The sequence below is a fragment of the Mobilicoccus pelagius NBRC 104925 genome (assembly GCF_000247995.1).
In the GTDB taxonomy this organism is placed as follows: Bacteria; Actinomycetota; Actinomycetes; order Actinomycetales; family Dermatophilaceae; genus Mobilicoccus; species Mobilicoccus pelagius.
This window is the reverse complement of record NZ_BAFE01000056.1, coordinates 94,597-120,644: the sequence shown is the minus strand read 5'-3', so window position 1 is coordinate 120,644 and position 26,048 is coordinate 94,597. Positions and strand designations below refer to the sequence as shown.

Sequence of the window (26,048 nt, the reverse complement as noted above, 5' to 3'; positions counted from 1 at the left end):
CCCCTTACGGAGTCGGCGTGTCCGAATTGCTCGTTCACAGGGGGGAGCCAGGCCCCCGCCCGGAGTCCGCCGTTGGTGTTGCGGGTGGACAACGGGCTGGAGTTCATCGCGGCGATCCTTTCGGACTGGCGCACCGGGCGGGCCGAGAAGGTGTTATCCCTCCTGGTCAGCCGTGGAAGTGCCCGTTCGCCGAGTCCTTTAACGTCAGACTGCGGGGCAAATGCCTCAGTCTGAACCAGTTGTGGTCCCTCACCTACGCCCGCGTCGGCATCAGCGACTGGACGGGCCAGTACAACCAGGAGCGGCCGCACTCCGCGCTGGGCTACCTCGCCCTAGCGTTGTACGCTGCTGGCATCACCACCTTTTGACTCTTGCAGCGACTGGACCGACCCACGGGGTCTCAATGGGATATCGGTGATGTCAGCTTGTGGCGGTGACTGCCAAGGCGATGGGTGGCTGTTCATCAGGGTGCTGGCTGTGGTGCTCATCCTTGTGATCAGCGTCAATCACCCGCGGTTGCGTGATGCCACGTTCGGTCGAAGCCCTGCATGTAGTGCGAGAAGAGTCGCCCGCCGGTAATTCGGCGTAGGTGGAGCACAGCGGATTGTGATGCGGGGGCACCGTAGGAGTGGCAGTTGACGAGGATGTCTTCGTCGAAGCGGAAAATGGAGTTGTAGAGCGTGCAGCCGTGCATGCGTGCCTCAATGCCGGGGGTGTCGAGGTAGGGCTTGAGGTATTTCCAGCTGAGGGAGCAGCGGTGGCTAAGTGAACCGTCGATGCCCTCCTCCTTGCCTCGGAGTGCGACGGCGGGGGAGTCGGGGTCTCCGATAAGGAGTCGGACGCGAACGCCGGCTCGTGCGCGTTCGGCGAGGAGGTCGGTGAAGCCGGGGAGTCCGTCGTGGAGGAAGCTGGCGGCGAAGGCGAGGACGTCGATGGACTCGCGTGCACTGCGTCCCAGTGAGAACCACATATCGTGGGGGACGGCTGCGCGGTTGGGGTAGAGGGTGACCAACTCGGACTGTGCGGCGGTCAAGGACTGTCGATCCTGGGCTGTGTCGGGCCAGAGATACACGTCGTCGCGGCCCAAGATGCGGGCGGTCGTGAGGCGGTGGATACGGTGTGGTGATCGGCCCGTGGTGATCCAGCGATCGACGGTTTTGGGGTCTACGCCGACCTGCTCGGCGAGAGTGCCCGGTGTCAAGCCCGCTTCAAAGATCGCGCCGCGAAGGCGTTCGTTGCTGCTCACAGGTCACCACCGTTACGTTTAGGGACGTTTCACGTCGATCCTAGACGTCCTAAAACGTCCCGTCGAGGGGTCGCGGCGTCCCATGCCGTGACGGTCTCCTGTTGTCACCCCACCACGGGGCCAACGACATTCGGAGGCACACCATGAGCACAACCTTCCCCGTCAGCACCACCAGCAGGGACTGGCGTATCGAGGTCGTCGGGATGGGCGAAGAGCCGCGCATCCGCGAAGGCAAGGCCGCCCCCTCTGGCGAGGTCACATACGCGTCTGGCTGCATCCTTCGCGTGGCCCGCAAGGACGGCGCGATCAAGGCCGACAAGACCGCATCCATCCACGTCATCCAGCCTGCTGCCATCTACGAACTCGGCGTTCTGTACGAAGCCGCAGGTCGCGTCTACGTCCAGCCGTACCTCACCGGCGGCGGCGACTCTGCACGCCTGGCGTACTCGATCACCTGCGAACGCCTCGTGCCCGTGCAGGGTGGGGCCGCGCCGCGTGGTGCCAAGGGCGATGAGTGACATGAGCGTGTCGCAGCGCGCGGCGGTGCAGGACCGCACTCGCAACGGTGACCCGGCCATCGACGCCGGAGAGGACTTCCTGTTGGGCGTCTTCGCCCTGGTGAAGGGCGTCATTCTTCTCATCTGGCGGGCTCCGCTTTTCGTCCTTGCGCTCGTCGCGGCAACCGGGGTGGGAGCCTGCGTGATGCGGGAGGATTTCGTCACTGCTGGCGCTGTCGGCGGGGCGTTGCTGATGACCTTGGTCGTGGCGCTGTACGAGATCCCGCCGGTCGGCGCTCGTCTGCGGGGAGCGCTGGTCGGGCAGTGGCTGCGCGTCTTCGTCTACTACCCGCGTTGGGAGCGTGCCTGCTTCGCCGCGCACCTCAACGTGCGGGCCGGTCGCGAGGAGTTCCTGCCGCGGCTGGCCTCGCACCAGCACAGTGACAAGGGCCGCGACCGTCTACTGGTCCGGATGGCGCCGGGACAGACGCTGCTCACCTGGCAGGCAGCGTCAGCCTCGTTGGCGTCGACGCTGACCGCGCACAGCGTGATGGCCTCCGCCCACCGCCGCCCTGGCTGGGTCACCCTCGACGTGCTGCGTCGTGACCCGCTCGGTGGCGAAGAAGTGGCACCGAACCCCGCAGATGCGACCGTGGCCCGCCGCAGGTCGCTGGCCAGCGGAGGGTCCAAGACGGGCCGGTCGATGGCGCAGCTCACCGTTCAGATGGGCTGGGACGAGTTCGGCCGTCCGCTGTCGTTCGACCCCTTCCGTACGGCGCACTGCGGCATGCAGGGAGCTACCCGCGCCGGGAAGTCCTCGACGGCCTACACCCTGCTCGCGGCCCTCGCTCAGTACCCGAACGTCGTCGTGACAGGAGTCGACCCCTCCGGCGTCTTGCTCGCTCCTTTCTCCGCAACTGCGGGAGGACGTGGCGGTGCGTTCGTCGCCATCGGCACGGCCCGAGAGGACATCGAGCACGCGGCAGACGTGCTCAAGGGGCTCGTCACCCTGATGGATCTCCGTATCAAGGGCCTGTTGGCAACCGAGCAGGACAAGATCATCGACTTCACCGTCAGCACCCCCACCGTGTGGTGCGTGATGGAGGAGTATCCCGGCCTCCTCGCGGCTGCCAAGGCCCTGGACGCCGAGGACGGAGGTAAGGCCGGCGACAGGCTCACTCCCCGGCTCGAATCGTCCCTCGGCCGCATCGTCAAGGAGGGCGCGAAAGTCGGCGTCTTCGCGCTCGTCATGGCGCAGCGCATGAGCGCCGACGCACTCCGCACCGACGACCGGATGAACCTCGGCCTGCGCATCACGCACCGCGTCGACAACGGCGACGCCGTCGCCATGCTCCACGAGGGGCTGACACGCGAAGAGAATCGGGTCGTGCGCGACTTCCGTGCGGGCGTCGCGCTGGTCGAAGAGCCTGGGCGGGGCGTCCGGCGTGTGCGGATGTTCTACACCGACTACGCCACGTACCGACAGCGGGTGGCAGATGGCATCACCGCCACACACGGCGCGCCGCCGCTCGCCCTGCCCGGTCCTCGCGCTGACGTCATCGGTGAAGTGGTCTCGCGCCTTCGCTCCGTCGACGAACCGGATTCCGCGGCATGAGCACCATCGACTTCTCGTGGGTCGACCACGCCACGTGCAGCGAACGCACCGAGCTGCCCTGGCTCCGGGACTCTGCCGAGATCTCGCCCTGGGAGGCGGAGACGATGCGGGCTCTCTGCGACGACTGCCCGGTGAGCGATGAGTGCCTCGCGGCCGTCGACGCGCTCACGGTGTGCGGCGGTTGGTGGGCCGGCCGGGACCGGGACAGGGACGCCCAGGGTGCGACGCTGGACGCCTGGCATCCGCTCCTGGTTGGCGGCTCGGAACGACAGGCAACGCTGTTCGACCTCGACGCCATCGCAGGTGCAGCGTGACCGCTCTGGACACCCACAGTGGGGCATCGCCTTCGACGCGCGGGGGCGGATTCCCCGGCTTCGGAGACGGTGCCCCGCTGGATCTGTCCAGCCTCAACGACGAGGCCTCCGCCTCCGTCCTCTCCCGTCTGATCGACGGGACTCACGACGACTTCGCCCATGCTCTCTCGCACGTCGGCAACTGCGTGCGGCCGATTCAGCTCGTCGGATCGTCGCGGACCATCGACCGCGCGACGGGCGAAGTGCTCGGCACCTTCGACTCCGACCAGGCGCCCATGGGTGTTCTCATGACTCCCTGCGGCAACCGGCGAGCGTCCGCCTGTCCCGCTTGCTCCCGCGTCTACGCGCGCGACACCTTCGAGTTGATCCGTGCCGGTGTCGTCGGTGGCAAGACGGTGCCGGCGGAGGTGAGTAGTGCGCCGTTGCTGTTCGTGACGCTCACGGCTCCCTCGTTCGGGCACGTCCACGCGTGCCGCGACGAGAAGGTATGCCGGCCTCGTTCGGCCGATCGTGTGGAGACGTGTCCTCACGGCGTGCGCCTCTCGTGCGGACGGAAGCATGGCGAGAACGACTCGACCGTCGGCGCACCGCTGTGCGAGAACTGTTACGACTGGACCTCACTCGTCGTGTGGCAGTGGTGGGCACCTGAGCTGTGGCGGCGCACGACGATCGCTCTGCGCCGCGCGTTGGCGTCGCGCCTCGACGTGAAAGAGCGCGATCTCCGATCCCGGGCTGCTCTGCAGTTCGCCAAGGTCGCCGAGTATCAGGCGCGGGGTCTCGTGCACTTCCACGTCCTGATGCGCCTCGACGGCTCGGACGGCCCCGGCTCGCCTGCGCCGCTCGACGGAGACGAGTTCTCGCAGCTGGTCAGCAAAACCGTGCCGACGGTGTCCTTCCTCGCCCCGCCGACCGACGAGCACGATGCTGAACGGCTCCTCCGGTGGGGTGTTCAGCTCGACGTGCGGGTCGTGAACGCCGGGGGAGTGGCGCACCACTCCGACGGTCTCTCGCCCGAACAGGTCGCGGGGTATCTCGCCAAGTACGCCACCAAAGACGCGGGCGACCTTCGGCGTACCTCTGATGGCGACCTCCTCGGCCGTCCGCACCTGCGTCGTATCGCTGCCCACTGCCGTGAGCTGGCCGACCGCGCTCAGGAGCGTGAGAGGGCCTGGGAGCGGGTGGAACACCCCGAGCGGTTCGTGGACCTCCCCGACGAAGAGCCGGGCTTCCTCCTTCCGCTGGGAGCTGACGGGCGTGATCCGTACGCGCACCTCGCAAAGTGGGCGCACATGCTCGGTTTCCGTGGGCACTTCTCCACGAAGTCGCGCCGCTACTCGGTGACTCTTGGTCGACTCCGCCGGGCCCGTGAACGGTTCCGTCGCGCTCTGGCCGAGTCCGAGCGTCGTGGCGAACCGCTCGACCTCCACGACCTCGAAGCACGTCTCCTCGCCGAGGACGACGAACAGACGACGCTCGTCGTCGGCTCCTGGACCTACGCCGATCGTGGCTGGCCGCGCGTCGGTGACGCCATCCTCGCTGCCGCTGCCGCTGCCGCCGCCCGAGCCCACGAGTACGCGCAATGGCGGGCAGAACAGCGCCGTTCGTGAAACCCCTCCACCCGAAAGGAACTGCCGTGTCACAGCAGACCGAACTCGTCCTCGCCGCGGTCGCCGAGCCCATCGAGTGCGAACGCCTCTGGACGATCGACGACGTCTCCGCCTTCCTCTGCGTGAGCGTCGCGACCATCTACCAGTGGCGTCACCGCGGCGACGGCCCGCCGTGCATCCGTCTCGGCAAGCACCTCCGGTTCGACCCTGCAGCCGTGCGGACCTGGGTCGCGGGCAAGGCCGCCTGATGGCCCAGGTGGTCAAGAACTCCCGCGACGGGACATGGCTCGCGCGGTGGCGTGACCCGGCCGGTGCCCAGCGCAAGAAGTCGTTCAAGCGCAAGGTCGACGCCGAACGGTTCCTCTCCGAACTGCAGACTCAGATGAACCGCGGCACGTACATCGACCCGGCTGCCGGCAAGCTGCGGTTCGCCCAGTTCGCTGAGACGTGGATGGCCGGCCTCGGTCACCTCAAGCCGAGCACGGCCCTCCGCTACCGCGAGGTCGCGCGCACGCACGTCATCCCCCAGTGGGGGCCGTGGCCGCTCGCCAAGGTGGCCCGCTCCGACGTCGCCGCGTGGATCGGTGATCTCGTCTCCGGCGGCATGTCTCCCGGCCAGGTCCGGAAGGTGTACCTCGTGACCTCGATGATCTTCGAGGCGGCAGCGGCTGATCATCGCATCGGCACCAACCCGGCGAAGGGGGTGCGGTTGCCGAAGCAGATCCGCCACGACCCGCGGTTCCTCAGCCCCGCCGAGTTGAGTCGCCTCGTCGAGGCCGCGGGTGGGCACGGGCTCGAGGTGCTCGTCCTCGGACTGACCGGCATCCGGTTCGGCGAGTTCGCCGCACTCAAGGTCAAGCGCGTCGATCCCGCCCGTAACCGTCTCGTCATCGCCGAGAGCGTGACGGTCGTCGGCTCCTCACTCGTGTGGTCGACCCCCAAGACACACCAGACCCGCAGCGTCCCCGTGCCGCCCGTGCTCATGGGCTACCTCGTGGAGGCGTGCCGGGGGAGGGGCGGTGAGGACCTCGTGTTCCCCTCGACCAAAGGCGGGCCGCTGCGGCTCAACAACTGGCGTCGTCGTGTGTTCGAGCCCGCATGCGCGGCGGCGAGAATCCAGGACTTCCGGGTGCACGACCTCCGCCACACGGCCGCGTCTCTGGCCATCGCCGCGGGCGCGAACGTCAAGGCCGTCCAGCAGATGTTGGGCCACGCCTCGGCGGCCATGACCCTCGATGTCTACGCCGGCCTGTTCCCCGACGACCTCGACGCCGTGGGCCGCTCACTCGACGCTCATGTGCCACAAATGTGCCACAACGGCCTTACTTCGGGAGTTGAAAGAGTCGCCCTGGAAGGCAGAAACGGGACCTGACCAGCGACGATGAGTGGTGCCCCCGGCAGGATTCGAACCTGCGACACCCGCTTTAGGAGAGCGGTGCTCTATCCCCTGAGCTACGAGGGCTGGGCGGCACGCGGTGCCGCTGCGCGGACCATCCTCCCACACGTGCCGGTCGGACCCGTGCCGTCGGGGAGTCGGCGCCGACGGGGTCGATGCAGGGGTCAGCGCACCCGGACCGGCAGGCGCGCCCACGAGTTGTTCGCGTACCCCTTCGGGTTCCACAGTGACGCGGCGTGTTCGGGCTGCAGGGCGCCGGTGTCGTCCCAGGCGCGCGCGAGGATCGTCACCTTGCCCACCTCGACGGGCACGGTGCACCGCCACAGACGCCACGTCCACGGATCCGCGTCGCCCAGGAGTTCGGCCTGCGCCCACGTCGTGCCGTCGTCCACCGACACGTCCACCCGTGCGACGACGCGATCCCCGCCGGCGTAGGCGTAGCCCCGCACCTCGAGCGGACCCGCGTCGACGACCGCACCCGGCTCTGGGTCGAGCACGTCGCAGTTCAACGCCACCGGCCCCAAGGGGATGCCGTCGCCCGGGCCCGCCTCGTCGGGGCCGGCGTCGGCGGGCAGTAGACGGTACGAGTGCGCCTGGAAGAAGTTCTCCGACGGCTGCGCACGCACGTCGATCCGCGTCACCCACTTCACGCTCCGCGCCCCGACGTACCCCGGCACGACGACCCGCACGGGTGCACCGTGCTCCGGCGTCAACGGATCCCCGTTCATCTCCACCGCGAGGAGCACCTCCTCGCCCCACGCCTTCGACAGGGGGATCGACCCGCCGAACTCCTGCGGCGGATCGGCCTGCTCGCTCACGTCCGCACCCGTGAACTCCACGTGGGCCGCCCCGGCGGTGGGCGCGACGGCCGCGAGCACGTCCCGCAGCCGCACCCCGCGCCACGTCGCCGTGCCCGTCGCGCCCGGCCCCCACGGCGTCTCACCCGGGATGTCACGCACCCCGAGGAACCCCGACCGGCGGTTGCCCGCACACTGCACCGTCGCCGTCACCTCGTGCACCTCGAACCGCTCGACGAGCTCACACGCGGAGAGGTCCAGGGGGTGTTCGACGAGCCCTCCCACGCGGATCGGGGCATCGTCACCCCGCGTCGGCACGGGCCCGTGGCTGCGGACGTAGAACGCCTCCGTCGGCGTCACCGGGCGCCCCACGAGGGCCGACGCGCGAGTCTCGGCGTTGAGCGGCGACTCCTCGTGCACGACGAGCGCACTCTCGTCGGGGGTTCCGGTCGCGGCATGCGCGCCGGCGGTGCCGCCGCGGACCTCCGTCTCCTGGGCGGACGTGGCCTCGATGGGGGTGTCGTCGGGACGCATGCGTCGAGCGTGCCACCCGGCCTCGCGTCCTGGGTGGCGAACAGGCCGCCTCCCTGGCACGCGGGGACAGGGCAGGGCGTCGCCTCGGCTCGGGCCGAGGGGTCGCCGCCGGTGGTCGTCCGCAGGTGTCCCCGACCGCCGCTCGGAGAGGGCGCTCGGTTCGCGGGTGTCGACCGGAGGACCGGAGGCGAGGAGCTCATGGTCCCTGGGCCGACCGGCCCGAGGGGGAGCGGCGATGTTTGCGCACGGCCACCGGTTTACCCGGCTCCCCTCGCGACCCGGCGCGCCGTAGGGTCGGACGCACGACATCCCCCGGTGAAGGCAGGACGCCATGACCCATCGCACACTCGTCGTCGGCGAGGCTCTCGTCGACGTGGTCCACCGCACCGACGGCAGCGTCGACGAGCACCCCGGCGGTAGCCCTCTCAACGTCGCGATCGGTCTCGCCCGCCTGGGCCACCCGGTGCACTTCGCCGCCCGGTTCGGCGACGACGTCCACGGGCACATGATCCGCGCCCACCTCGAGCGCGAGCCGAACATCACCCTCACCCGCGGCACCGCGTCGGCACCGACGACGTCGACGGCCACGGCGACCCTCGACGAGTCGGGCGCCGCCACGTACGACTTCGACCTCACGTGGGACGTCGCGAGCGCCCTCGACACCGAGCCGACCGGTCACCTCCACACCGGCTCCATCGCGGCGACGCTCGCGCCCGGCGCCGACGCCGTCCTCGAGGCCGCGCGTCGCGCCCACGAGACCGGCACCGTCTCCTACGACCCCAATGCCCGCCCGACCCTCATGGGCAGGCCGGAGGAGGCCCGGGCCCGGGTGGAGGCGCTCGCCGCGGTCGCCGACGTCGTCAAGGCCAGTGACGAGGACCTCGCGTGGCTCTACGACGCCCACACCGTCGACGAGATCGACGCCTGCATGCGGGGATTCGCGGAGCTCGGCGCGGCGCTCGTCGTCGTCACCCGCGGTGGCGACGGGTCCCGCGTGTACGTGCCCGCGACGGAGGAGTGGACCGACGTCGCGCCCGTCGTCGGAGTCGTCGTCACCGACACCGTCGGCGCGGGGGACTCGTTCATGTCCGGGCTCGTCTCGGGGCTCCTCGATGCCGGACTCCTCGCCAGCCGGGACGCCGCCGAGGCCCTGCGCCGCGCCGACCTCGCCGCGGTGCTTCCCGCCGTCGACCGCGCCACCCGCTGCGCCGCGATCACCGTCTCCCGCGAGGGTGCGAATCCGCCCACGAGGTCCGAACTCGGCGCCTGATCCCTTTCGGCGCGGCACGATGGGCCTGCGGTCGCCCGCCGCGGGTCCTTCGTGTATTCGGTCCCGTCCCGGGCAGGCAGCCTGTCGACGGGGCTCGTGCGGGCGCGGCCCGGTATCGAGGGTCGGCCTCGGCCCGCGGTCGTAGGACGACGAGCAGTGCGCGCGACCTCCGTGGCCGACTCGCGTTCTCGGTGCACCGAACACGCGCACGGCACCGACCTCGTCGTCTGCTCCGACGCCGTCGCCATGGTGCGCGTCGGCGCCCCGGTGGCGTCGGGCCCGGTGGGCACGGGTGCATCGTCGCGCACGTGATTCCTAGGCCGGGGCGCCGTAGCCCCGTACGGTGGACGGACGTGGCCGACGGGGGAGTCGGCCGTCGATGCCGAGCCAGGGGGCCCGCCATGACCCGTCCGTCCTCGATCCACCGTGCCGGGAGCTCCGTCGGCGCCGCCGACACCGTCGTGTCCGGCACCGCCGGCCCCGACGCCACCGCGCGGCGTACCCGTGGTGGTCGGCGCCCGACCGGAGCCGCATGTCTCGCGGCGGCCGTCGCTTCGCTCGTCGCCGCGCCCGCCGTCCTCGCTCCGGTGAGCGCGACAGCCGTCGGTGCCGGCACCGCCACCGGCGCCGCGTCGACGCAGCGCACGGCGGTCCGGGCGGCCCCGCGTCTCGACGTCGGTGAGCGTGGCCTCAAGGAGACACGGCGTGTCACGCGGCTCGCGCCGGGCGTCACCCTCACCTCGATCGTCCGCGGCGACAAGCCCGCGACGAACGGGACCCGTGGCACGACGCAGAAGGGCCCGTGGCGGGTGCAGGTGGCGATGATCTCCCCGTCCGCGAAGGGGCAGTTGCGCACGGCGATCGGCACCGACATCGCCCGCACCGAGGGTGTCTCCACGCTCGGTCGGTGGAGCGGCGCCCTCGTCGCGGTCAACGGCAGCTTCTTCTCCCAGGGGCGGCGCACCGCGCCCGGCGACATGGTCGGCCTCGCCGTCAACGGGGGCACGGTCGTGAGCGAGCCGCAGCGGGTGGCGGGGCACACGCCCGTCCTCATGGATTCGCGTACCAAGGCGCTCCGCATGGACGACATGACGTGGACCGCGACCCTCGCGAGCGATGCGGGCCGGGTGCGCCTCGACGCCGTCGACACGCCGCTCGCGGTGCCGGCCGGATGCGAGAACGTCGATCCGGCGCGGTGCCCCACCCCGGGCCGCACCGTGCGGTTCACCCCCCACTACTCGCTTCGGACCCCGAGCGGCCCCGGCGCCGAGGTCGTTCTCGGCCGTGACGGCTGCGTCGTCTCCGCGAGGTCGGGGCGGGGGACCCGCATCACCGCCGCACAGGTCTCCTACCAGGCGACCGGCACGAAGGCCGCCGAGATGCTCCGCGTCGCAGGCACCGGCTGCCCCACGTTCGCCGAGAGCCTCACGACCAAGGACGGCAGGCCCGTTCCGCTCACGTCGACGACGTACGGCGTCGTCGGCCGGTACCGGCTCGTCCGCGACGGCCGCATCGTCACGTTCCCGTACACGACGGGCTTCTTCGCCCGCCAGCCGCGCACGTTCATCGGCCGAACGGCGGGCGGTTCCGTCGCGCTCGTGACGATCGACGGACGCTCCACCCGCAGCGTCGGCGCCACCCTCGCCGAGGAGGCCCGCATCGCCGCGTCCCTCGGCCTCGTCGACGCCGTCAACCTCGACGGTGGCGGCTCGACCGCGATGGCCGTCCGCGGCCGGCTCGTCAACACCCCGGCGGGCGGCCGGGAACGTTCCGTGGGCGATGCCGTCGTCTTCATGCCCTGACCTGCGAATTCGCCGTCGGCGGAGGGATTTCCCACGCCGGCTCCTTACGCGACGTTGACGCGGGAGGGGAGGGGTTGTCGGCGCCCGCCGGTACCATCGCAGGCGTGAGTCGTAGCCCCTCCCTCCCCGAGCCGACGCCCCTCGGACCGTCCCCCGTGCCGCCCACCGTCGACGCACCGCCGTCGACGCAGGTCGCGGGCGCCGACGTGCCCGCCGCCGGTGTCGCGGGCGAGGCGCGGGACGACGTCGTGGCCCCCGCTCCCACCACCTACGACGAGCGGCCCCAGGCCCCCTCGGGCGGGTTCCGCGACGAGATCGTCGCGGACGTCGTCAAGGGGTGGCGTCACGAGCTCGCCGACCTCGGCGGCCCCAACACGCTGCTCTGGTATCGCGATCTGCCCGCGGGCACCCTCGACCTCACGACCGTCCACCCCGGTGGCGTGTCGATGCTCATGGCGGGCGGCTCCACGCGCCTGTCGCACCTCGTGCGTGAACGCAGCGCGTTCGTCGAGGCCCGCCGCCGCGCCCACGCGATCCGCGAGAAAAGCCTCGAGCTGCGCGAGGAACGCGGCCTCGTCACGTGCTTCATGGCGCTCGGCATGGCGACGTGGGACGCCCCCGGCCCGCGCGCGCCACAGGCGCCGGTCCTCCTGCGCCGCTGCGAGATCCACCCCGTCGACGCGGCCGGGTCCGACTTCGACCTCGACCTCGGCACCGACGTCGAGGTCAACCCCGTGCTCCTCAACTACCTGAGCTTCGAGCAGGGCATCGACCTCGACCCCGTCGCGCTCGCCGCCCTCGCCGCGGTGTCGACGCGGTTCGACCCCATGCGGGTGTTCCGCGAGCTGTCCCGCGTGTGCTCGTTCCTCCCCGGGTTCACCGTGCACGACCGCCGCGTCGTGTCGACGTTCTCCTACACCAAGCTGCCGATGGTCTCCGACCTCACGCAGCAGGGCATGGCCCTCGGCGACCACGACGTCCTCGCGGCGCTCGCCGCCGTCCCCGGTGCACCCCGGCTCGACGCCCCCGTCGAGGACGGCCCCCTCGACCCCGGTGAGGAACTCCTCGCTCTCGACGCCGACAGCACCCAGTCGCGTGCGGTGCTCGACGTGCGTCGTGGCCGCGACATCGCCCTCGTCGGCGGCCCGGGTACGGGCAAGAGCCGCACCGTCGCGAACATCGTCGCCGCGCTCGCCGCGGAGGGGAAGAGCGTCCTCTACGTCACGTCCGCCCGCCGCAACCTCCAGGCGGTCACCGCGCGGCTCGACGAGGCGGGCCTGTCCGGCTTCGTCCTCGACGCCCACGGCGACCTGCCCGACGCGCAGGCCGTGGCCCGCGAGGTCGTCACTGCCCTCGATCGTCGACGCCCCGCCCGCGAACCCGACACCCGTGGTCTGCGCGAGCAGCTCCGCGACGTGAGTGCGGAGGTCGACAGCGCCCTCGCCGCCGTCCACGCCCCCCGTGCCCCGTGGGGCGTGAGCGTGTTCGAGGCGCGCGGGGCCCTCGCCGCCCAGAACGAGCTCCCCGACCCGCCCACCTCGGACGTCGTCCTCACCCCCGAGGTCCTCGCCGGTGTCGACGCCGACCAGGTCCGCGTCGTCGGTGAACTTCTCGCCTCCGTCGCCGCAGCCGACGGGTGGAGCGCCGACTGGCCCGCCGACCCCTGGTACCGCGCCTGGGTCGTCGACGAGGAGGAGGCCGCCAAGGCCCGTCGCCTCGTCGAGGAGCTCGCCGGTGGTCGCCTCGCACGGGCCCGCGCCGCCCTCGACGCCACCCTCGTCGAGGCGGGGCTACCGCCCGCCGAGACCCCCGACCACTGGGACGGCGCGCTCGACCTCATGTTCGGCGTCCGCAAGACGCTCCAGGTCCTCCCCGAGGACGTCTACCTCCAGCCGCTCGACTACCTCCTCGGCGCCACCGCCGACCGGCAGTACCGGCAGGAACGCGGGCTGTTCATCAGCTGGCGCACCCGCCGCGACCTGCGCCGACGCGCCGAGTCGCTCCTCAACCCCGACACCCCCGTCGACCAGCTCCACGACGTGCTCAGCGCCGCCCACGAGCAACGCACGGCCTGGATCGCGTGGAGCGGCACCGACGACCCGCCGCGCGTGCCCTCGACCCTCGACGCCTCGCGTCGGCTGTGGGACGACCTCGAGGCCGACCTGCGGTGGCTGTCGGAGCGTCTGGAGACGACCGCCGCCGGTGGTGATCTCTTCGCGGTCACCGTCGACGAGCTCGTCGCCCGCATCGACGACCTCGCCCGCCACAGCGACCGCATCGCCGTGCTCCCGCGCGTGTCCGCCGCGCTCGACCGTGCGCTCGCCGCCGGATTCGGCGCCGTCGTCACCGATCTCGCGACGCGGCACGTACCCGCCGCACGGATCCCCGCCGAGGTCGAGCGCATCTGGTGGCGCTCCCTTCTCCACCGCATCGGCACCGAGGACCCCCGCGTCGGCGCACACGACGGCGACCGTCTGCGCGGCCTCGTCGACGAGTACGTGCGTCTCGACCACGACCACCTCCGCGCCTCCCGCGACGAGGTACGTCTCGGCGTCGCACGGCGTCTGCACGACGCGGCCGAGGGTCATGCCCGCGAGCAGCAGATCGTGCGGTACGCGGCCTCCGGCACGGGCGCCGGCGTCTCGGCCACGGAGCTCTTCGCACAGACCCACGACCTCCTTCTCGACGTCAAGCCGTGCTGGGCGATGAGCCCCCAGGTCGTCGCGTCGCTCGTCCCCGTCGGCCGCTGGTTCGACGTCGTCGTCGTCGACGAGGCCGCGCAGCTCCTCGTCTCCCACGCCGTCTCGGCGATCTCCCGTGCGCGCCACGTCGTCGTCGTCGGTGACGACCGGCAGCCCGCGCCCCTGCCGTACTCGACGGTCTCGGCGCAGCTCGGCGAGGAGGCAGACCCCGACGAGTCGGTGCCGTTCGCCGCCGGACCGACCCTCCTCGACGCTGCCACCGACGTGCTCGGGGTGCGGCGGCTCACGACGGTCCACGCCGAGGTCGACGAGTCGCTCCTGTCCTTCGCCAACCACGTCGTCTACGACTCGACGCTCGTCACGACGCCCGGCACGCGGCCCACGTCGCCGCTGCAGCTCGTCGTCGCAGGCCGCAACGAGGTCGAGAGCGAGACCGAGGCCGGTGTCCTCACCGTCCCCGGGCGGGACGGCGACGTCATGCTCGACGCGCCCGCCCTCGAGAGCGCGGAGGCCGCCACGGTCATCCGCCTCGTCCGCGAGCACCTGCGGCAGCGTCCCGAAGAGTCCCTGCTCGTCGTCACCCTGAGCAGCGGCCGTGCCGAAGGCATTCGCGCCGCGATGGAGACGGCCGCCGAGCTCGACACCGACCTGCGCGCCTGGCTCGCGGGCCCCGGCTCGGACGCCGACCGCATCGTCCACGTCGACCGGGTCGTCGGCGCACGCTGCGACGCGGTCATCCTCGCGCTCGGTTATGCCCCCGGCCACGACGGGTCGCTCCCGCGTCGCTTCGGGCGCCTCGAGGCCGAGGGCGGGGACCGCGTCCTCGCCGCGGCACTCGCCATCGCGACCCGTCGCGTCACCGTCGTGAGCGAGATCGCCCCGGAAGACTTCGGCGACCGCCGCCCCTCGACGCCTGGTGCGGCGCTCCTGCGCGACTTCCTCGCCCACATCGAGCTTCAGCACCACCGGGCCGAGGTGGCTCAGCAGCCCGGCGCGACCGATCCGGCGGCACCGCCGGCCGCCGCCACGGCCACCTCGGGCGAGACGTCGCTGTTGCTCCGCGGCCTCGCCGCAGCCCTCGACGAGGACGACCTCGAGGTCCACCCCCGGTTCGGCACCGGTCCGCGACGTGTCGATCTCGCCGTCGGCGAACCCGACGCGCCGAGGCCGGTCGTCGCCGTCCACCTCGACGGTCGCGAGCACGCGTCGATCACCGACATCCGTGACCGCGAGCGGGTCCGCGCCGAGCTCCTCAACCGGGCCGGATGGGAGGTCGTCCGCGTGTGGAGCGCCGACCTGCTCGACGATCCCGCTGGCGCCGTCCCGATGATCCGCGAGGGCATCCGGGCCGTCGACGCCCGCACCGTCCTCCGCCGTCGACGCACGAGCGGGGGCCACGCATGAGCGGGAGCTCGCACGAGACCTCGTCCGGTTCGACGTCGGAGTCCGCGGCGGCCGACGTCGGCGCGGCCGGTGCCGAGGCTCCGGAGGCACGTGCGTCTCGCACGACGAAGCCCCGACGGGCCCGTGCCCCCGAGCAGACGCGCGACGACACCGACGAGGGCTGGGGCGACTGGCGCGAACGCGTCGACGAGGGCCACGACCGGTGGCTCGAGGAGCAGCGCCCGCCCCACTGGGGCTGACGTACGACCCGCACCGGACACGACGAAGGCACCCACCAGGACGGTGGGTGCCTTCGTCGTCTCGTCCGCGACGCTGCGGTCGGGCCGGGCGCGCCCGCGGGGCGCGGGCCGGGCCCACCGGTTCGCGGGTCGGGCCGAGCTCGGATCAGAGGCGGTGGTCGCCGCGCTCGGTGCGGAGCAGGTCGCGGATCTCGCGGAGCAGGGCGACGTCCTCGGAGACGGCCTCGGCCTCGGGCTCCTGGCCACGGTTGCGACGCTCGGCGAGCTTGTTCATGGGCAGCACGAAGGCGAAGTACACGACGGCGGCCGTGAGCAGGAAGACGATGAGCGCGTTGATGATCGCGGAGACGTCGAGGTAGGTCGCCTTCGCCATGTCGGGCCGGATCGAGAAGCCGAGGCCCTCGGTCTGCGGGTTGCCAGCAGCGTTGATGACGGGGGTGACGAGGCTGGTCACGACGGTGTCGACGACCTTCTGGAACGCCGAGCCGATGACGACGGCGACGGCGAGTTCGATGACGTTGCCGCGGAGGACGAAGTCCTTGAAGCCCTTGAGCACGTGGGGTCCCTTCGATACGAAGAACGGTGGGGCCCCGCATTCGAGTGCGAGGCGAAGATCACTGTAGGGGGCGGGAGCGGGTGTCCCCGCCCTACGGGTTGCGCAACGTGGGGGTGACGCCGGGGCCGTTGGCCGACATCGCCGGCACGAGAGCCGTGACGGCGGTCTGCGGGACGGCGACGACGAGTCCGTGGCCGCTCTTCTCTGCCGCCGGGTCGTCGACCCCGAGGACACGCACCGAGGAGGCGACGACGCGGCCGGCGCCGGCCTCGACGAGGTCGACGTGATCGCCGGGACGGAGCGTGAGGAGGGCGCCCGGGTCGGCGACGGGGACGTGAACGGCCCGCTCGGTGGGGGAGAGGGTCGAGGTGTGTGCGAGGGCACCGCCGGTGAGGATCTCGCGCGCCGAGACGGGGCGGGCGAGCCGTCGACCGTTCACCGCCGCGGCGTCCGTGAGGGCACCGGCGGGACGCACCTGGTCGGCGACGCGCACGGTGGTCACGTCGGCAGGGGCGAGGACGTGCCCGGCGGGCAGGTCGTCGACGGGGGTGAGGACGGTGTGCGGCGGCGGCTCGGGGAGCAGGAGCCCGACGACGAGCCACGTGGCGAGGAACGCGCACGTCGCCGCGGCGAGGAGGCGGAGCCGACGCACCGGGAGGCGTCGTCGCGGCGCCCCGACCCGTCGCGCGGCCGGCGGCGGGGCCTCGGTGAGCCAGGGCAGCGTGGGAGCGGACGGCATGTCCGCACGCTAGGGCGGTCGCACCGTGCTCGGCCGGAGCGGTTCACCCGCCTGTGGACGGGGAGATCAGCTCGCCGAGGGTGAGGACGAGGAACTCGACGTGCCCGAGGAGGACGTGCTCGAGGACGAGGACGAGGTCGAGGTCGACGACGAGGTCGAGGTCGACGACGTGGAGCTCGAGGAGCTCGAGGAGGAGGACGTCTCGGAGGACGACGTCGGCACCGAGGCGGAGCCCCCCTTGCCGTCGCTGCGGGAGTCGGTGCGGTAGAAGCCCGAACCCTTGAACACGACGCCGACCGAGTTGAAGACCTTGCGGAGACGGCCCTCGCACTGCGGGCACGTCGTCAGCGCGTCATCGGTGAAGGACTGGACCGCGTCGAAGCGGTGTCCGCACTCGGTGCAGGCATAGACGTAGGTGGGCATGGGCTCCTCTTCCGGTGGATCGGCTCGTGCAGTGTAAGGGCGGCGGCGGGCCGGGCATTCCCGGCGTCTGCCGCGCCCCCGTCCTGCCCCGGCCGACGCCGGTCGCCCCGACGCCTCGCCCCGACGCTCGCGACGGCCGCGCGCCGGGCCGTGCGCCGGGCCTCGCGAGAGGTGCTCAGGCGTCCCCGAGGCGACGCCACCCACCGCCGGGGGTGACGACGGCGGGGACGGGACGGTCGTACCCGGAGAACGGCACCGCGTCGACGACCTCGTCGTCGAAGAGGAGGACGGCGTGGCACGTGTCGGGACGCATCCGCGGCAGCGTGCGGTCGTAGCAGCCGCCGCCCTGCCCGAGGCGGCGTCCGCACCGGTCGACGGCGATGCCGGGGAGGATCATCGCGGTGATGTCGCCGACGGCGTCCAGCCCGAGCGCCGGGCCCTCGTCGGCGGTGCCGTCGTCGGCGGGGAGCTCGGCGCGGCCGTCGGCACGGCTGGCCGCGCCCGGCGCCTCTCCGTCGGTGCGCGATCCTGTGGGGGCCGTTGCGGGGGTCGTCGCGGGGGCCGCGGCAGGTGTCTCGGCGGCGATCGCCTCCGGCGGCGTGCCGGGCGACGGGGTGGGGGCCGAGACGGCTGTCCCAGCAGGCGCCACCGCGGGGGCGTCGGGAACCGCGGTGGACCCGCCCGCCTCGCCCGCGGGACGTCGTCCGGGCGGGAGGAGTTCGTGCCAGTCGAGGGCGAGGTCGTCGCGGGTGCGGGGGACGAGGACGCGTACGCCGCGCTGCAGGAGGGTGTCGAGGAGGACGGAGGTGTCGGGCTCGCTCGGGGTGGAGCGGAACGCGGCGATCGTCGCGCCGGGCGTGCCCCAGCCTGCCGCGCCGGCCTCGGGGCAGGCGTCGAGGTGGGCGAGGACCGCTGCCGCGATCGCCTCGGCCTCCTCCGCGCGGGCCTCCGGGCCCTGCTCGCGGCGCCGGGCGGTACGCGCGGCGCGGATCCGTCGCCGCACGTCCTTCTTCTCGGCCGTGACGTCGACCTCGTCCGTCGTGGATCCGACGGTGTTCGTCTCCTCGCTCATGCCCTCAGTGTCGCCGAGACGGAGCGCCCGCGCCGCCCGGTTCGTCCGGGTCCTCCCGGGCGGGCATCGACGAGCGCGCCGGGGGAGAGGGAGGTTGCCGTTATCGTCGTTCCATGAGGTCGGACAGGGTGAGTGACGTGCGCGCGACGGGCGCCGATGGTCGAGGGGTGGCGTCGTGATCGGGGTCGAGGAGCATCTCTCCCGCATCCTCTCGACGGTGGGCGTGCTGCCGCCGACACGTCGTTCGCTCGACAACGCGCAGGGGTGCGTCCTCGCCGAGGACCTCCGCAGCCGCGTGTCGCTGCCGGGTTTCGACAACTCCGCGATGGACGGGTACGTCCTCCTCGCCTCCGACACGGAGCGGGCGACCGAGAAGTTCCCCGTGCGTCTGCCCGTCGACGGCGACATCGCCGCGGGCGACACGACGCGTCGTCGTCTGCGTCCGGGGCACGCGTTCCGCATCATGACCGGCGCACCGGTGCCCGAGGGGGCCGACGCCGTCGTCCCCGTCGAGCAGACCGATGCGGGCGTCGAGCGCGTGACGATCTACCAGGGGCCGGGTCACGGCGCCCACATCCGTCCCCAGGGCGAGGACGTGCGGCAGGGGCAGGTCGTCCTCCGCGCCGGGACCCGCCTCGGGCCGCGCCAGCTCGCGCTCGCGGCCGCCGTCGGCCACGGCGACGCCCTCGTCGTGCCGCTGCCGCGGGTCGTCGTCGTGAGCACCGGTGACGAGCTCATCGCGCCCGGATCCGTTCCCGGTTTCGGTGAGGTCGTCGACAGCAACGGCCCGATGCTCGCCGCGGCCGCGCGTGACCTCGGCGTCGTCGCGAGTCGCATCGGCGGGGTCGCCGACGAGCCAGAGACGGTCGCCCGTGTCCTCCGCCAGCAGCTCTCCCGCGTCGACGCGATCGTCACGACGGGCGGGGTGAGCATGGGCGCCTACGACGCGGTCAAGGCCGTCCTCTCCCAGCTCGGCACGGTGCAGTTCGACCGCGTCGCGATGCAGCCGGGCAAGCCCCAGGGCTTCGGCGTCCTCGGCGAGGAGGAGATCCCCGTCTTCACGCTGCCCGGCAACCCCGTGAGTTCGCTCGTCTCGTTCGAGGTGTTCGTCGCGCCCGCGCTGCGGCGCATGGCGGGGCGGGCCCCGTTCGAGTCGGCGCCGGTCGTCGCCCGGGTCGAGGAGGGGTTCCGCTCGCCGGCGGCGAAGACGCAGTTCGCGCGGGTCGTCGTCACCTCTCACGACGCCGAACCGTTGCGGGTGCGTCTCGCGGGCGGGCAGGGTTCCCACGTCCTCGGCAGCCTCGCCGAGGCGCACGCCCTCGCTGTCGTCCCGCCGGACGTCGCGCAGGTCGAGGCGGGCGACGAGCTCCTCGTCCTCGGTCTCGACGGCACGAACCCCGGCGACCGCACCCACGCCGCCACCGCGGGGGAGACCGCCGGACGCCCCTGGTTCGGCGCCGCCGCCGTTGCTGCGGCAGGATCGGCCGGGTGAGCACTCCGAACGCCCCGCAGCACCCGCAGCACCTCGCCTCACCTCTCGATCCCGTGCCCCCCGCCACGCAGGCGCCCGAGAGGGCGGCCACGCAGACGCCCCCGCGGCTCACTCACGTGCGGGCCGACGGCACCGCGCACATGGTCGACGTGAGCGCCAAGGCCGTCACCGCCCGCGAGGCGAGTGCCGCAGGTCGGGTCCTCCTCTCGGGCGAGGCGGTCGCGGCGCTCCGCGACGGCACCGTGCCCAAGGGCGACGCCCTCGCCGTCGCGCGCATCGCGGGCATCCAGGCCGCCAAGCGCACCCCCGACCTCGTGCCGCTCGCACACCCCGTCGCGATCCACGCCGTCGCCGTCGATCTCGACGTCGTCGACGAGGGCGTCGAGATCACTGCGACCGTGCGCACCGCCGACCGCACCGGCATCGAGATGGAGGCCCTCACCTGCGTGAGCGTCGCCGCGCTCGCCCTCGTCGACATGATCAAGGCCGTCGACAAGCACGCCCGCATCACCGACGTGCGCGTCACCGCCAAGTCCGGCGGCCGCTCCGGACACTGGCGGGAGGGCGTATGACCGACGCGATCGCCCCCGGCGACCCGGCCGCCCCGGCGGCCACCCCTGCAGCGGCCCCCGATCACCCGGCGGCGTCCGTGGACCACTCGGAGCCTGCCTCCGACCCCACCGTGGTAGGCCCCGAGGATGGTGCCCGCGCCCCGAGACGCGCCCTCGTCGTCACGGCGTCGACGCGCGCCGCGGCCGGGATCTACACCGACCGTTCGGGTGCGATCGTCGTCGAGCGACTCCGGGCATGGGGCTTCGACACCCCCGACGCGGTCGTCGTCCCCGACGGTGTGGCCACCGCGGCGGCCCTCCACATCGCGCTCGCCGCGGCTCCCGACGTCCTCCTCACGACGGGCGGCACCGGCCTGCGTCCCGACGACCGCACCCCCGAGGTCACCCGCCCCCTCCTCGACGTCGAGGTCCCCGGGATCGCCGAGGCGATCCGTGCCGCGGGCGTCGCGAAGGGCGTCCCGACGGCGATGCTGTCGCGGGGGATCGCCGGGGTCGCCGGTGGCACACTGCTCGTCAACCTCCCCGGTTCGACCGGGGGAGTGAAGGACGCCCTCGACCTGCTCGAGGCCGTCGTGCTGCACTCCGTCGACCAGATGAGAGGGGGCGACCACTGATGGCGGGACTCTGGCCGAGCCTGCTCACCATCCGTCAGGCCGACGGGCCCGACGTGCAGATGCGCGCGCTCCGCCCCCGCGACCGTGCCGAGTGGCAGGATCTGCGCGCCCGCAACCGCGCCTGGCTCTCCCCGTGGGAGGCGACGAGTCCGCATCACCTCGGACCGGTGAGGTTCCGCACCCTCGTGCGGAGGTACGACCACGAGGCGCAGGCGGGGCGGTTGCAGCCGTTCGTCATCGAGGTCGGTGGCCGACTCGTCGGCCAGATGCACCTCTTCAACATCTCGTGGGGGTCGATGCGCAGCGGCAGCGCCGGCTACTGGGTCTCGGAGGACATGGCGGGTCGCGGTCTCGCGCCCCTCTGCCTCGCCGCGCTCGTCGACCACGCCTTCTACGGCCTCGGCCTCCACCGCGTCGAGGTCGACATCCGCCCGGAGAACGCGGCGAGCCTCCGCGTCGTCGAGAAGCTCGGGTTCCGCGACGAGGGCGTGCACACGCGTCTGCTCCACATCGACGGGGCATGGCGGGATCACCGCTGCTTCGCGCTCACCGTGGAGGACCTCGACGGCGGGTCGCTCGTCGCCGCGTGGAACGCCCGTCGCCGCGGGGAGTCGGCGACCCCGGAGTCGACGGGGGTCTGACCTGCCGGGCCGCCCGAGGCGACCCGGTCCGAGGATGTCCGCCAGGCGAGACCGGTTGCGAGACGCCTGCGGAGTCCGCGGCGCGGCCCGGGGGGCGGCTCCTCGGACGGCGCCTCGGCCCGTGCCTGGCGGTTCATCAGGACGAACGTTCGACCGCGGGGGTCCGGGCGAGGACTTACACGGATGTGATTTTCTCGGGACACGCCCGCTCGGGGGCCAGCCGAACCGTGCGAACGTATCTAAGGTTGGGGTGTGTCGCCAAGCAGCCTGATCTTCGTCGCCGTCGTCGCCGTGTGGGCTGCCTATCTCGTCGTCGACACCAGCCGTCGCCGCGAGTACCTCGCCACGGCCCGCACGGTGGAACGCTTCTCCGCCTCGATGCGCGTCCTCCAGCGTCGCGCGGTCCGTCGCGAGAGCGCCGAGGCGTTCGAGGCGAGCAGCGCGCCGATGCGCAGCACGTCCTCCGTCCTCCTCCACCGCCCGCAGCCGTCCCGCGCCGCCATCGAGGCCCGTGCCGCAAGGGCCGGTGCCACGGTCGCCCCGGCTCGCACGGGTGGGGCCGCCGCCCTGGCCGACCGGCAGCGTGCCGCCGCCCGTCTCCGCCGGGCGCGTGTCCTCGCCGCCGTCACCCTCCTCGTCCTCGTGACCACCCTCGTCACGGGTGCGTTCGCGATCCTCGGTCACCTCGCCTGGTCGACGCCCGTCATGGGGACGGCCACCACCGGGCTCCTCTTCGTCCTCATGCGACGCAACGCCGTGGCCGCCCGCCGCAGCGGCCCGCGTCCCTCGCGGCCGGCCGCCCCGGCCCGCCGACGCACCGGCGCCGCCACCACCACGACCGGGCACGGCGGGACGACGGACGCGGATTCCGGGACCGACGTCCTCACCACCGCTCAGGCGGACGTGCCGTTCGACTATGCGCGGGTCGTCGAGCCGTCGATCACGGCCGAACACGCGTACGCCCAGCGGGTCGCCGCTCGGGCCGAGGACGCCGACCTGCTCGACGAGGCGGCCTGGGCCCCCGTGCCCGTGCCCCCGCCCACGTACACGCTCAAGGCCCGCGCCGAGCGGCCCCTGCCCCCGCCGCTCGAGGTCGAGGAGATCCCCGTCCCCGTGGACGAAGAATGGGAGGACCTCGACGCCCTCGCCTACGGGCGGGCCGCGGGGCAGTGACCTCCGCCGCCCGGCATCGGATGTGACCCGCCGTCTCCCGGCTGCGGATTCGAAGCATCGCTGAGCAGGTGCTATCGTGATGTCTCGCATCAAGGGGCTGTGGCGCAGCTGGTAGCGCACCTCGTTCGCAACGAGGGGGTCAGGGGTTCGAATCCCCTCAGCTCCACCAGAAAAACCCCGCCGGACTTCCGGCGGGGTTTCTTCGTCCCCGAACACTGCCGGCCCCTCCGCGTCCCTGGGCCTCCGGCCCGGCCGCGCCTAGACTCGCACGGGTGACGACCGCCAAGCCGATGCTCATGTTCGTGCACGGGCTGCTCTCGACCCCGCTCGACTTCTCCGACCAGGTCGCGGCGATGCCCGACGACCTCCAAGGGACGGCGCCGTGGCTGCGAGGTGCGCGTCCGGGCGCCAAGGGGGAGACGTTCGACCTCGTCTCCGCCGCGGCCGACCTCGCGATGACGATCGAGCTCTCCGGCGCACCGCGCACGACGTGCTTCGGCGTGGGTGAGGGCGCCCTCGTCTGCCTCGAGATCGCGTCGAGCCGGCCGGAGCTGCCCGTCGACCTCGTCCTCGTCGGTCCCGCCCTCGCCGCGTCGGCCGGGGCCCGCACCCAGCGGCGGCTCACCTCTCTCGTGCCACGCCGGATGCTCGCCGCCCGGGGTGTCGACAAACGACGGGCTCTCGACGGCCTCGCCGAGATCGCCGATGCCGACCTCTGGGGCCGGGTCTCCGAGCTGCGGTCCCGGGTCCTCCTCCTCGTCGGCGAGAAGGACCGTGCCGCCCGCGCGGCCGCAGAGGCCTTCACCGCCCGTGCCACCGCAGCGGACGTCCGTACGTGCGTCGTCCCCGGCGCGGGCGCCTCGCCGCACACGCAGCGTCCGCAGGAGTCCAACGCGGCCCTCTACGACTTCATCGGGGTCACGCCCCGACGGTGAACGGCGGACGCATCCGTCACGCGTCCCTGACGGCTGCGGCGTTCCGGCCAGGCGTGCGACGCTGGAGGGGTGCGCCGTCGTCGCGGCGCCCCATCCGTGAACGACCAGGAGGGCCCGATGGATTCGTCGACACCGGTGACGGACATGCCGCTCCCGCCCGACTCCTGGCCCGGCGCGGGTGGGCGCCGCTCGGTCGCCCCCGAGGTGCCCGGTTGGCCCGGTCAGCGGCCACACTCCGAGACGCCGGGGGCGTCCTGGCCCGGCGCCGCCTCCGCGGCCTCCACACCTGCCGCTCCTGCACGCGATCTCGACGACGCCGAACTCCGCGAACTCACGCTGCGTCGCCCGGCCAACCGGGTGAGCCCCCGGGCGATGACGATGTGGCGACTCACGACGATGCTCCTGTGGCTCGTCCCGCTCGTCGCCGTCGTCGTGTGGATGGTCCTCGACGACGCCCACCGTTCGTGGCAGATCCCGGCGGTGGGACTCGTCGTCGTCCTCGGTCTGCTCGGGGTCTTCCTCGTGCCGTGGTGGCGCTACCGCGTCCACCGCTGGGAGGTCACCGACACGGCCGTCTACACCCAGAGCGGCTGGCTGTTCCAGCAGCGACGCATCGCGCCGATCTCGCGCATCCAGACCGTCGACAGCGAGTTCGGTCCTCTCGAGCAGCTCTTCGGCCTCGGCACCCTCACCGTCACCACCGCCTCCGCCGCGGGACCTCTGCGGGTCTCCGGGTTGGAGAAGGGGACGGTCGATATCCTCGTCTCGGACCTCACCCGCATCACCGCGAAGGAGCGTGGCGACGCCACATGACCTCCGACGGCATCGTCGCCGACACGACACGGCCGGACTCGTCGTGGCGGCGGCTCGACCGTCGGATGCTCGTCGTCCAGCCGCTCGAGGCATTCGGCCACTTCCTGCCCGCCATCGTCGTCGTCCTCGTCGCCGGGGGCACCGGGAGCGAGGCGCCGTGGTGGACGAACCTCTGGGTCGTCGTCCTCCCTCCCGTCCTCGGGGTGTGGGCATGGTTCACGACCGAGTACCGCATCACCCGCGAACAGCTCACCCTGCGGCGCGGTCTCGTGTCCCGCAAGACGCTCACGGCACGTCTCGACCGCATCCGCACCGTCGACGTCACCGCCTCCCTCCTCCAACGGCTCCTCGGGCTCGCCGCCGTCAAGGTCGGCACCGGCACCGAGACCCCGTTCGTCCTCCCCGGCCTCGCCGCGGCCGACGCGCACGCGCTGCGGGCGCAGCTCCTCCACGTCGCCCGTGAGGAACGGGGCGAGGCGGCTCCGGGCCCGAACGCCGCAGGCTCTGGAGCCCCCGCCGACGGGGCGGCCCCGGGGCCCATGGCGCCTCCGCCAGCGGAGGAGACGGCGCTCGCCGTGTTCTCCCCGTCATGGGTGCGCTTCGCGCCGTTCACCCTCACCGGTCTCGTCACGGTGCTCGCCGGTGTCGGCGCCATCGCCCAGTTCCTCGACGACCTCGGCGAACGCATCGTCGAGTCCGACCTCGGCCACTCGGCGATCGACCACGTCCTCGGACTCACGACGACGATGCTCGTCGTCGGGGGCGTCGGGCTCGGTCTCGCGCTCGTCGTCGTCGCAGCGCTCGTCTCCTACGTCCTCCGGTTCTGGGGCTACCGCCTCACCCGGCACCCGCGGGGCACGTTGGGCATCAGCCGGGGGCTCCTGTCGACGCGGCACATGACGATGGAGGAACGACGCCTGCGCGGGGTGAGCCTCGAACGGCCGTTCCTCCTGCGTCTCGTCGGTGGTGCCCGTGCCTCCGCCCTCGTCACCGGGCTGAGCGGCGCCACCGAGCAGGGCTCCGCCTCGGACATGCTCGTGCCGCCCGCCCCGCTGGAGGAGGTGCGGCGCGTCGTCGCCGACGTCCTCCGCGCGGAGACGCCGTGGCAGGCCACGCTCCGCGCCCACGGACCGCGTGCGCGTCGTCGCCGCCACACCCGCGCCCTCGCCGGAGGCCTGCTCCTCGCGGTCCCCGCCGTGCTCGCCGTGTGGTGGTTCGAGCTCGCCCCGGCGCTCCTCGCCCTCGCCGCGGTGCCGGTCCTCGTCGCGCCGTTCCTCGCCGAATCCCGCTACCGGCGCCTCGGGCACACCGTCGTCGACGGGCACCTCGTGAGCCGTGTCGGACTCTTCCCCGAGACGACCGACGTCGTCCGTACGAGCGCGATCATCGGCTGGAACGTCGACGAGACGTTCATGCAACGGCGCCTCGGGCTCGTCACCCTCGCCGCGACGATCGCCGCCGGCGACGACTCGATCGGGATCCCAGACGTGCCGCTCGCCGAGGCCGAGGCCGTCGTGCGGTGTGCGACACCCGGCCTCGCCGAGCAGTTCATGGACCGCGCCTGACGTGCCTGCCCCTCGCGCACGCGTGTCGAC

Annotated in this window: 25 protein-coding genes, 2 tRNA genes and 1 pseudogene; 20 read left to right on the top strand and 8 right to left on the bottom strand. The window is 72.6% G+C overall.

All coding sequences use genetic code 11. The features are described from left to right. Positions 1 to 17 precede the first annotated feature (17 nt). Positions 18 to 368 carry an integrase core domain-containing protein gene (locus MOPEL_RS18985; protein ID WP_083841813.1) on the top strand — a complete coding sequence of 117 codons (351 nt, stop codon included), beginning with the start codon at positions 18 to 20 and terminating at the stop codon, positions 366 to 368. 134 nt (positions 369 to 502) lie between these two features. Here the strand turns inward: MOPEL_RS18985 and MOPEL_RS09180 are convergent, their stop codons facing one another. Next, the gene (locus MOPEL_RS09180) at positions 503 to 1,246 is read right to left on the bottom strand and encodes an XRE family transcriptional regulator (RefSeq protein ID WP_009482617.1); all 744 of its coding nucleotides are present in this window, start codon (positions 1,244 to 1,246) and stop codon (positions 503 to 505) included. A gap of 143 nt (positions 1,247 to 1,389) precedes the next feature. Here MOPEL_RS09180 and MOPEL_RS09175 point away from each other — a divergent pair, with 143 nt between their 5' ends. Genes MOPEL_RS09175 through MOPEL_RS09150 form a run of 6 tightly spaced genes read left to right on the top strand, consistent with a single transcriptional unit; the run spans position 1,390 to position 6,651 of the window. Continuing rightward, positions 1,390 to 1,764, top strand: coding sequence for a hypothetical protein (locus MOPEL_RS09175; RefSeq protein ID WP_009482616.1), 375 nt, complete (start codon positions 1,390 to 1,392; stop codon positions 1,762 to 1,764). 1 nt (position 1,765) lies between these two features. Next, positions 1,766 to 3,358 (top strand): FtsK/SpoIIIE domain-containing protein, encoded by a 1,593-nt coding sequence (locus MOPEL_RS09170; protein WP_009482615.1) that lies wholly within the window; start codon positions 1,766 to 1,768, stop codon positions 3,356 to 3,358. Beyond that, positions 3,355 to 3,672, top strand: coding sequence for a hypothetical protein (locus MOPEL_RS15995; protein WP_009482614.1), 318 nt, complete (start codon positions 3,355 to 3,357; stop codon positions 3,670 to 3,672). The genes MOPEL_RS09170 and MOPEL_RS15995 overlap by 4 nt, the downstream gene beginning before the upstream one ends. Beyond that, positions 3,669 to 5,279, top strand: a complete 1,611-nt coding sequence (locus MOPEL_RS09160; protein ID WP_009482613.1) for a replication initiator — start codon at positions 3,669 to 3,671, stop codon at positions 5,277 to 5,279. Before MOPEL_RS15995 ends, MOPEL_RS09160 begins: the two co-directional genes overlap by 4 nt. A 26-nt stretch (positions 5,280 to 5,305) precedes the next feature. Then, on the top strand, positions 5,306 to 5,527 hold the full coding sequence (locus MOPEL_RS16675) for a helix-turn-helix transcriptional regulator (RefSeq protein WP_009482612.1): 222 nt from the start codon (positions 5,306 to 5,308) through the stop codon (positions 5,525 to 5,527). Continuing rightward, positions 5,527 to 6,651 (top strand): tyrosine-type recombinase/integrase, encoded by a 1,125-nt coding sequence (locus tag MOPEL_RS09150; RefSeq protein ID WP_009482611.1) that lies wholly within the window; start codon positions 5,527 to 5,529, stop codon positions 6,649 to 6,651. Before MOPEL_RS16675 ends, MOPEL_RS09150 begins: the two co-directional genes overlap by 1 nt. A 14-nt stretch (positions 6,652 to 6,665) precedes the next feature. On the opposite strand, the gene MOPEL_RS09145 is transcribed toward MOPEL_RS09150, so the two are convergent. Together MOPEL_RS09145 and MOPEL_RS09140 are read right to left on the bottom strand one after the other, a co-directional pair. Further along, positions 6,666 to 6,741 (bottom strand) — tRNA-Arg (locus MOPEL_RS09145). Positions 6,742 to 6,839: 98 nt separating this feature from the next. Next, positions 6,840 to 8,006, bottom strand: coding sequence for a sulfite oxidase (locus tag MOPEL_RS09140; RefSeq protein WP_009482610.1), 1,167 nt, complete (start codon positions 8,004 to 8,006; stop codon positions 6,840 to 6,842). Positions 8,007 to 8,337: 331 nt separating this feature from the next. On the opposite strand from MOPEL_RS09140, the gene MOPEL_RS09135 reads away from it, so the two are divergent. The 4 genes from MOPEL_RS09135 to MOPEL_RS09120 all read left to right on the top strand — a co-directional run bounded on the left by MOPEL_RS09135 (position 8,338) and on the right by MOPEL_RS09120 (position 15,423). Beyond that, positions 8,338 to 9,276 (top strand): PfkB family carbohydrate kinase, encoded by a 939-nt coding sequence (locus MOPEL_RS09135; RefSeq protein ID WP_009482609.1) that lies wholly within the window; start codon positions 8,338 to 8,340, stop codon positions 9,274 to 9,276. Positions 9,277 to 9,677: 401 nt separating this feature from the next. Beyond that, positions 9,678 to 11,078, top strand: a complete 1,401-nt coding sequence (locus tag MOPEL_RS09130; protein WP_009482608.1) for a phosphodiester glycosidase family protein — start codon at positions 9,678 to 9,680, stop codon at positions 11,076 to 11,078. 104 nt (positions 11,079 to 11,182) lie between these two features. Beyond that, positions 11,183 to 15,184 carry a PDDEXK-like endonuclease domain-containing protein gene (locus MOPEL_RS09125; RefSeq protein ID WP_141631268.1) on the top strand — a complete coding sequence of 1,334 codons (4,002 nt, stop codon included), beginning with the start codon at positions 11,183 to 11,185 and terminating at the stop codon, positions 15,182 to 15,184. Further along, positions 15,181 to 15,423: a hypothetical protein gene (locus MOPEL_RS09120; RefSeq protein WP_009482606.1), complete on the top strand. Its 243-nt coding sequence runs from the start codon at positions 15,181 to 15,183 to the stop codon at positions 15,421 to 15,423. The genes MOPEL_RS09125 and MOPEL_RS09120 overlap by 4 nt, the downstream gene beginning before the upstream one ends. Positions 15,424 to 15,568: 145 nt before the next feature. On the opposite strand, the gene mscL is transcribed toward MOPEL_RS09120, so the two are convergent. The 5 genes and pseudogenes from mscL to MOPEL_RS15985 all read right to left on the bottom strand — a co-directional run bounded on the left by mscL (position 15,569) and on the right by MOPEL_RS15985 (position 18,213). Next, positions 15,569 to 15,979, bottom strand: a complete 411-nt coding sequence (mscL, locus tag MOPEL_RS09115; protein WP_009482605.1) for a large conductance mechanosensitive channel protein MscL — start codon at positions 15,977 to 15,979, stop codon at positions 15,569 to 15,571. 91 nt (positions 15,980 to 16,070) lie between these two features. Continuing rightward, positions 16,071 to 16,718 (bottom strand): SAF domain-containing protein, encoded by a 648-nt coding sequence (locus tag MOPEL_RS15990; RefSeq protein ID WP_083841808.1) that lies wholly within the window; start codon positions 16,716 to 16,718, stop codon positions 16,071 to 16,073. Between the two features lie 43 nt (positions 16,719 to 16,761). Beyond that, complete coding sequence (locus MOPEL_RS16665) at positions 16,762 to 17,058, bottom strand: hypothetical protein (RefSeq protein WP_306305770.1); 297 nt, start codon at positions 17,056 to 17,058, stop codon at positions 16,762 to 16,764. Beyond that, positions 17,049 to 17,141 (bottom strand): annotated as a pseudogene (locus MOPEL_RS18840) (FmdB family zinc ribbon protein); the annotation flags it as partial. The pseudogene MOPEL_RS18840 and the gene MOPEL_RS16665, both read right to left, overlap by 10 nt. A gap of 175 nt (positions 17,142 to 17,316) precedes the next feature. Then, positions 17,317 to 18,213: a 5-formyltetrahydrofolate cyclo-ligase gene (locus tag MOPEL_RS15985; RefSeq protein WP_009482602.1), complete on the bottom strand. Its 897-nt coding sequence runs from the start codon at positions 18,211 to 18,213 to the stop codon at positions 17,317 to 17,319. Between the two features lie 175 nt (positions 18,214 to 18,388). Between MOPEL_RS15985 and glp the strand changes: the two genes are divergently transcribed. The 9 genes from glp (at position 18,389) to MOPEL_RS09050 (ending at position 26,018) form a co-directional block, all read left to right on the top strand. After that, positions 18,389 to 19,705 (top strand): molybdotransferase-like divisome protein Glp, encoded by a 1,317-nt coding sequence (gene glp / locus MOPEL_RS09090; RefSeq protein WP_009482601.1) that lies wholly within the window; start codon positions 18,389 to 18,391, stop codon positions 19,703 to 19,705. A 53-nt stretch (positions 19,706 to 19,758) separates the two neighbouring features. Further along, on the top strand, positions 19,759 to 20,277 hold the full coding sequence (moaC, locus tag MOPEL_RS09085; protein ID WP_051992276.1) for a cyclic pyranopterin monophosphate synthase MoaC: 519 nt from the start codon (positions 19,759 to 19,761) through the stop codon (positions 20,275 to 20,277). After that, complete coding sequence (locus MOPEL_RS09080) at positions 20,274 to 20,891, top strand: MogA/MoaB family molybdenum cofactor biosynthesis protein (RefSeq protein ID WP_009482599.1); 618 nt, start codon at positions 20,274 to 20,276, stop codon at positions 20,889 to 20,891. Before moaC ends, MOPEL_RS09080 begins: the two co-directional genes overlap by 4 nt. Continuing rightward, positions 20,891 to 21,532: a GNAT family N-acetyltransferase gene (locus MOPEL_RS09075; protein ID WP_009482598.1), complete on the top strand. Its 642-nt coding sequence runs from the start codon at positions 20,891 to 20,893 to the stop codon at positions 21,530 to 21,532. The genes MOPEL_RS09080 and MOPEL_RS09075 overlap by 1 nt, the downstream gene beginning before the upstream one ends. A 252-nt stretch (positions 21,533 to 21,784) precedes the next feature. Then, positions 21,785 to 22,705 (top strand): SepX/GlpR family protein, encoded by a 921-nt coding sequence (locus MOPEL_RS09070; RefSeq protein WP_009482597.1) that lies wholly within the window; start codon positions 21,785 to 21,787, stop codon positions 22,703 to 22,705. A gap of 93 nt (positions 22,706 to 22,798) precedes the next feature. Further along, positions 22,799 to 22,874, top strand: a tRNA-Ala gene (locus MOPEL_RS09065). Positions 22,875 to 22,977: 103 nt separating this feature from the next. Next, entirely contained in the window at positions 22,978 to 23,640 is a 663-nt protein-coding gene (locus MOPEL_RS09060; protein WP_009482596.1) for an alpha/beta fold hydrolase, read from the top strand. A 117-nt stretch (positions 23,641 to 23,757) separates the two neighbouring features. Next, positions 23,758 to 24,453, top strand: coding sequence for a PH domain-containing protein (locus MOPEL_RS18520; RefSeq protein WP_009482595.1), 696 nt, complete (start codon positions 23,758 to 23,760; stop codon positions 24,451 to 24,453). Beyond that, complete coding sequence (locus tag MOPEL_RS09050; RefSeq protein ID WP_009482594.1) at positions 24,450 to 26,018, top strand: PH domain-containing protein; 1,569 nt, start codon at positions 24,450 to 24,452, stop codon at positions 26,016 to 26,018. Before MOPEL_RS18520 ends, MOPEL_RS09050 begins: the two co-directional genes overlap by 4 nt. Positions 26,019 to 26,048 lie beyond the last annotated feature (30 nt).

Coding starts and splice junctions, on each gene's coding strand:
- MOPEL_RS09175 (WP_009482616.1), top strand. CDS start 1,390: ATGAGCACAACCTTCCCCGTCAGCACCACCAGCAGGGACTGGCGTATC.
- MOPEL_RS09170 (WP_009482615.1), top strand. CDS start 1,766: ATGAGCGTGTCGCAGCGCGCGGCGGTGCAGGACCGCACTCGCAACGGT.
- MOPEL_RS15995 (WP_009482614.1), top strand. CDS start 3,355: ATGAGCACCATCGACTTCTCGTGGGTCGACCACGCCACGTGCAGCGAA.
- MOPEL_RS09150 (WP_009482611.1), top strand. CDS start 5,527: ATGGCCCAGGTGGTCAAGAACTCCCGCGACGGGACATGGCTCGCGCGG.
- MOPEL_RS09140 (WP_009482610.1), bottom strand. CDS start 8,006: ATGCGTCCCGACGACACCCCCATCGAGGCCACGTCCGCCCAGGAGACG.
- MOPEL_RS09135 (WP_009482609.1), top strand. CDS start 8,338: ATGACCCATCGCACACTCGTCGTCGGCGAGGCTCTCGTCGACGTGGTC.
- MOPEL_RS09130 (WP_009482608.1), top strand. CDS start 9,678: ATGACCCGTCCGTCCTCGATCCACCGTGCCGGGAGCTCCGTCGGCGCC.
- MOPEL_RS09120 (WP_009482606.1), top strand. CDS start 15,181: ATGAGCGGGAGCTCGCACGAGACCTCGTCCGGTTCGACGTCGGAGTCC.
- MOPEL_RS15990 (WP_083841808.1), bottom strand. CDS start 16,718: ATGCCGTCCGCTCCCACGCTGCCCTGGCTCACCGAGGCCCCGCCGCCG.
- MOPEL_RS15985 (WP_009482602.1), bottom strand. CDS start 18,213: ATGAGCGAGGAGACGAACACCGTCGGATCCACGACGGACGAGGTCGAC.
- MOPEL_RS09080 (WP_009482599.1), top strand. CDS start 20,274: ATGACCGACGCGATCGCCCCCGGCGACCCGGCCGCCCCGGCGGCCACC.
- MOPEL_RS09075 (WP_009482598.1), top strand. CDS start 20,891: ATGGCGGGACTCTGGCCGAGCCTGCTCACCATCCGTCAGGCCGACGGG.
- MOPEL_RS18520 (WP_009482595.1), top strand. CDS start 23,758: ATGGATTCGTCGACACCGGTGACGGACATGCCGCTCCCGCCCGACTCC.
- MOPEL_RS09050 (WP_009482594.1), top strand. CDS start 24,450: ATGACCTCCGACGGCATCGTCGCCGACACGACACGGCCGGACTCGTCG.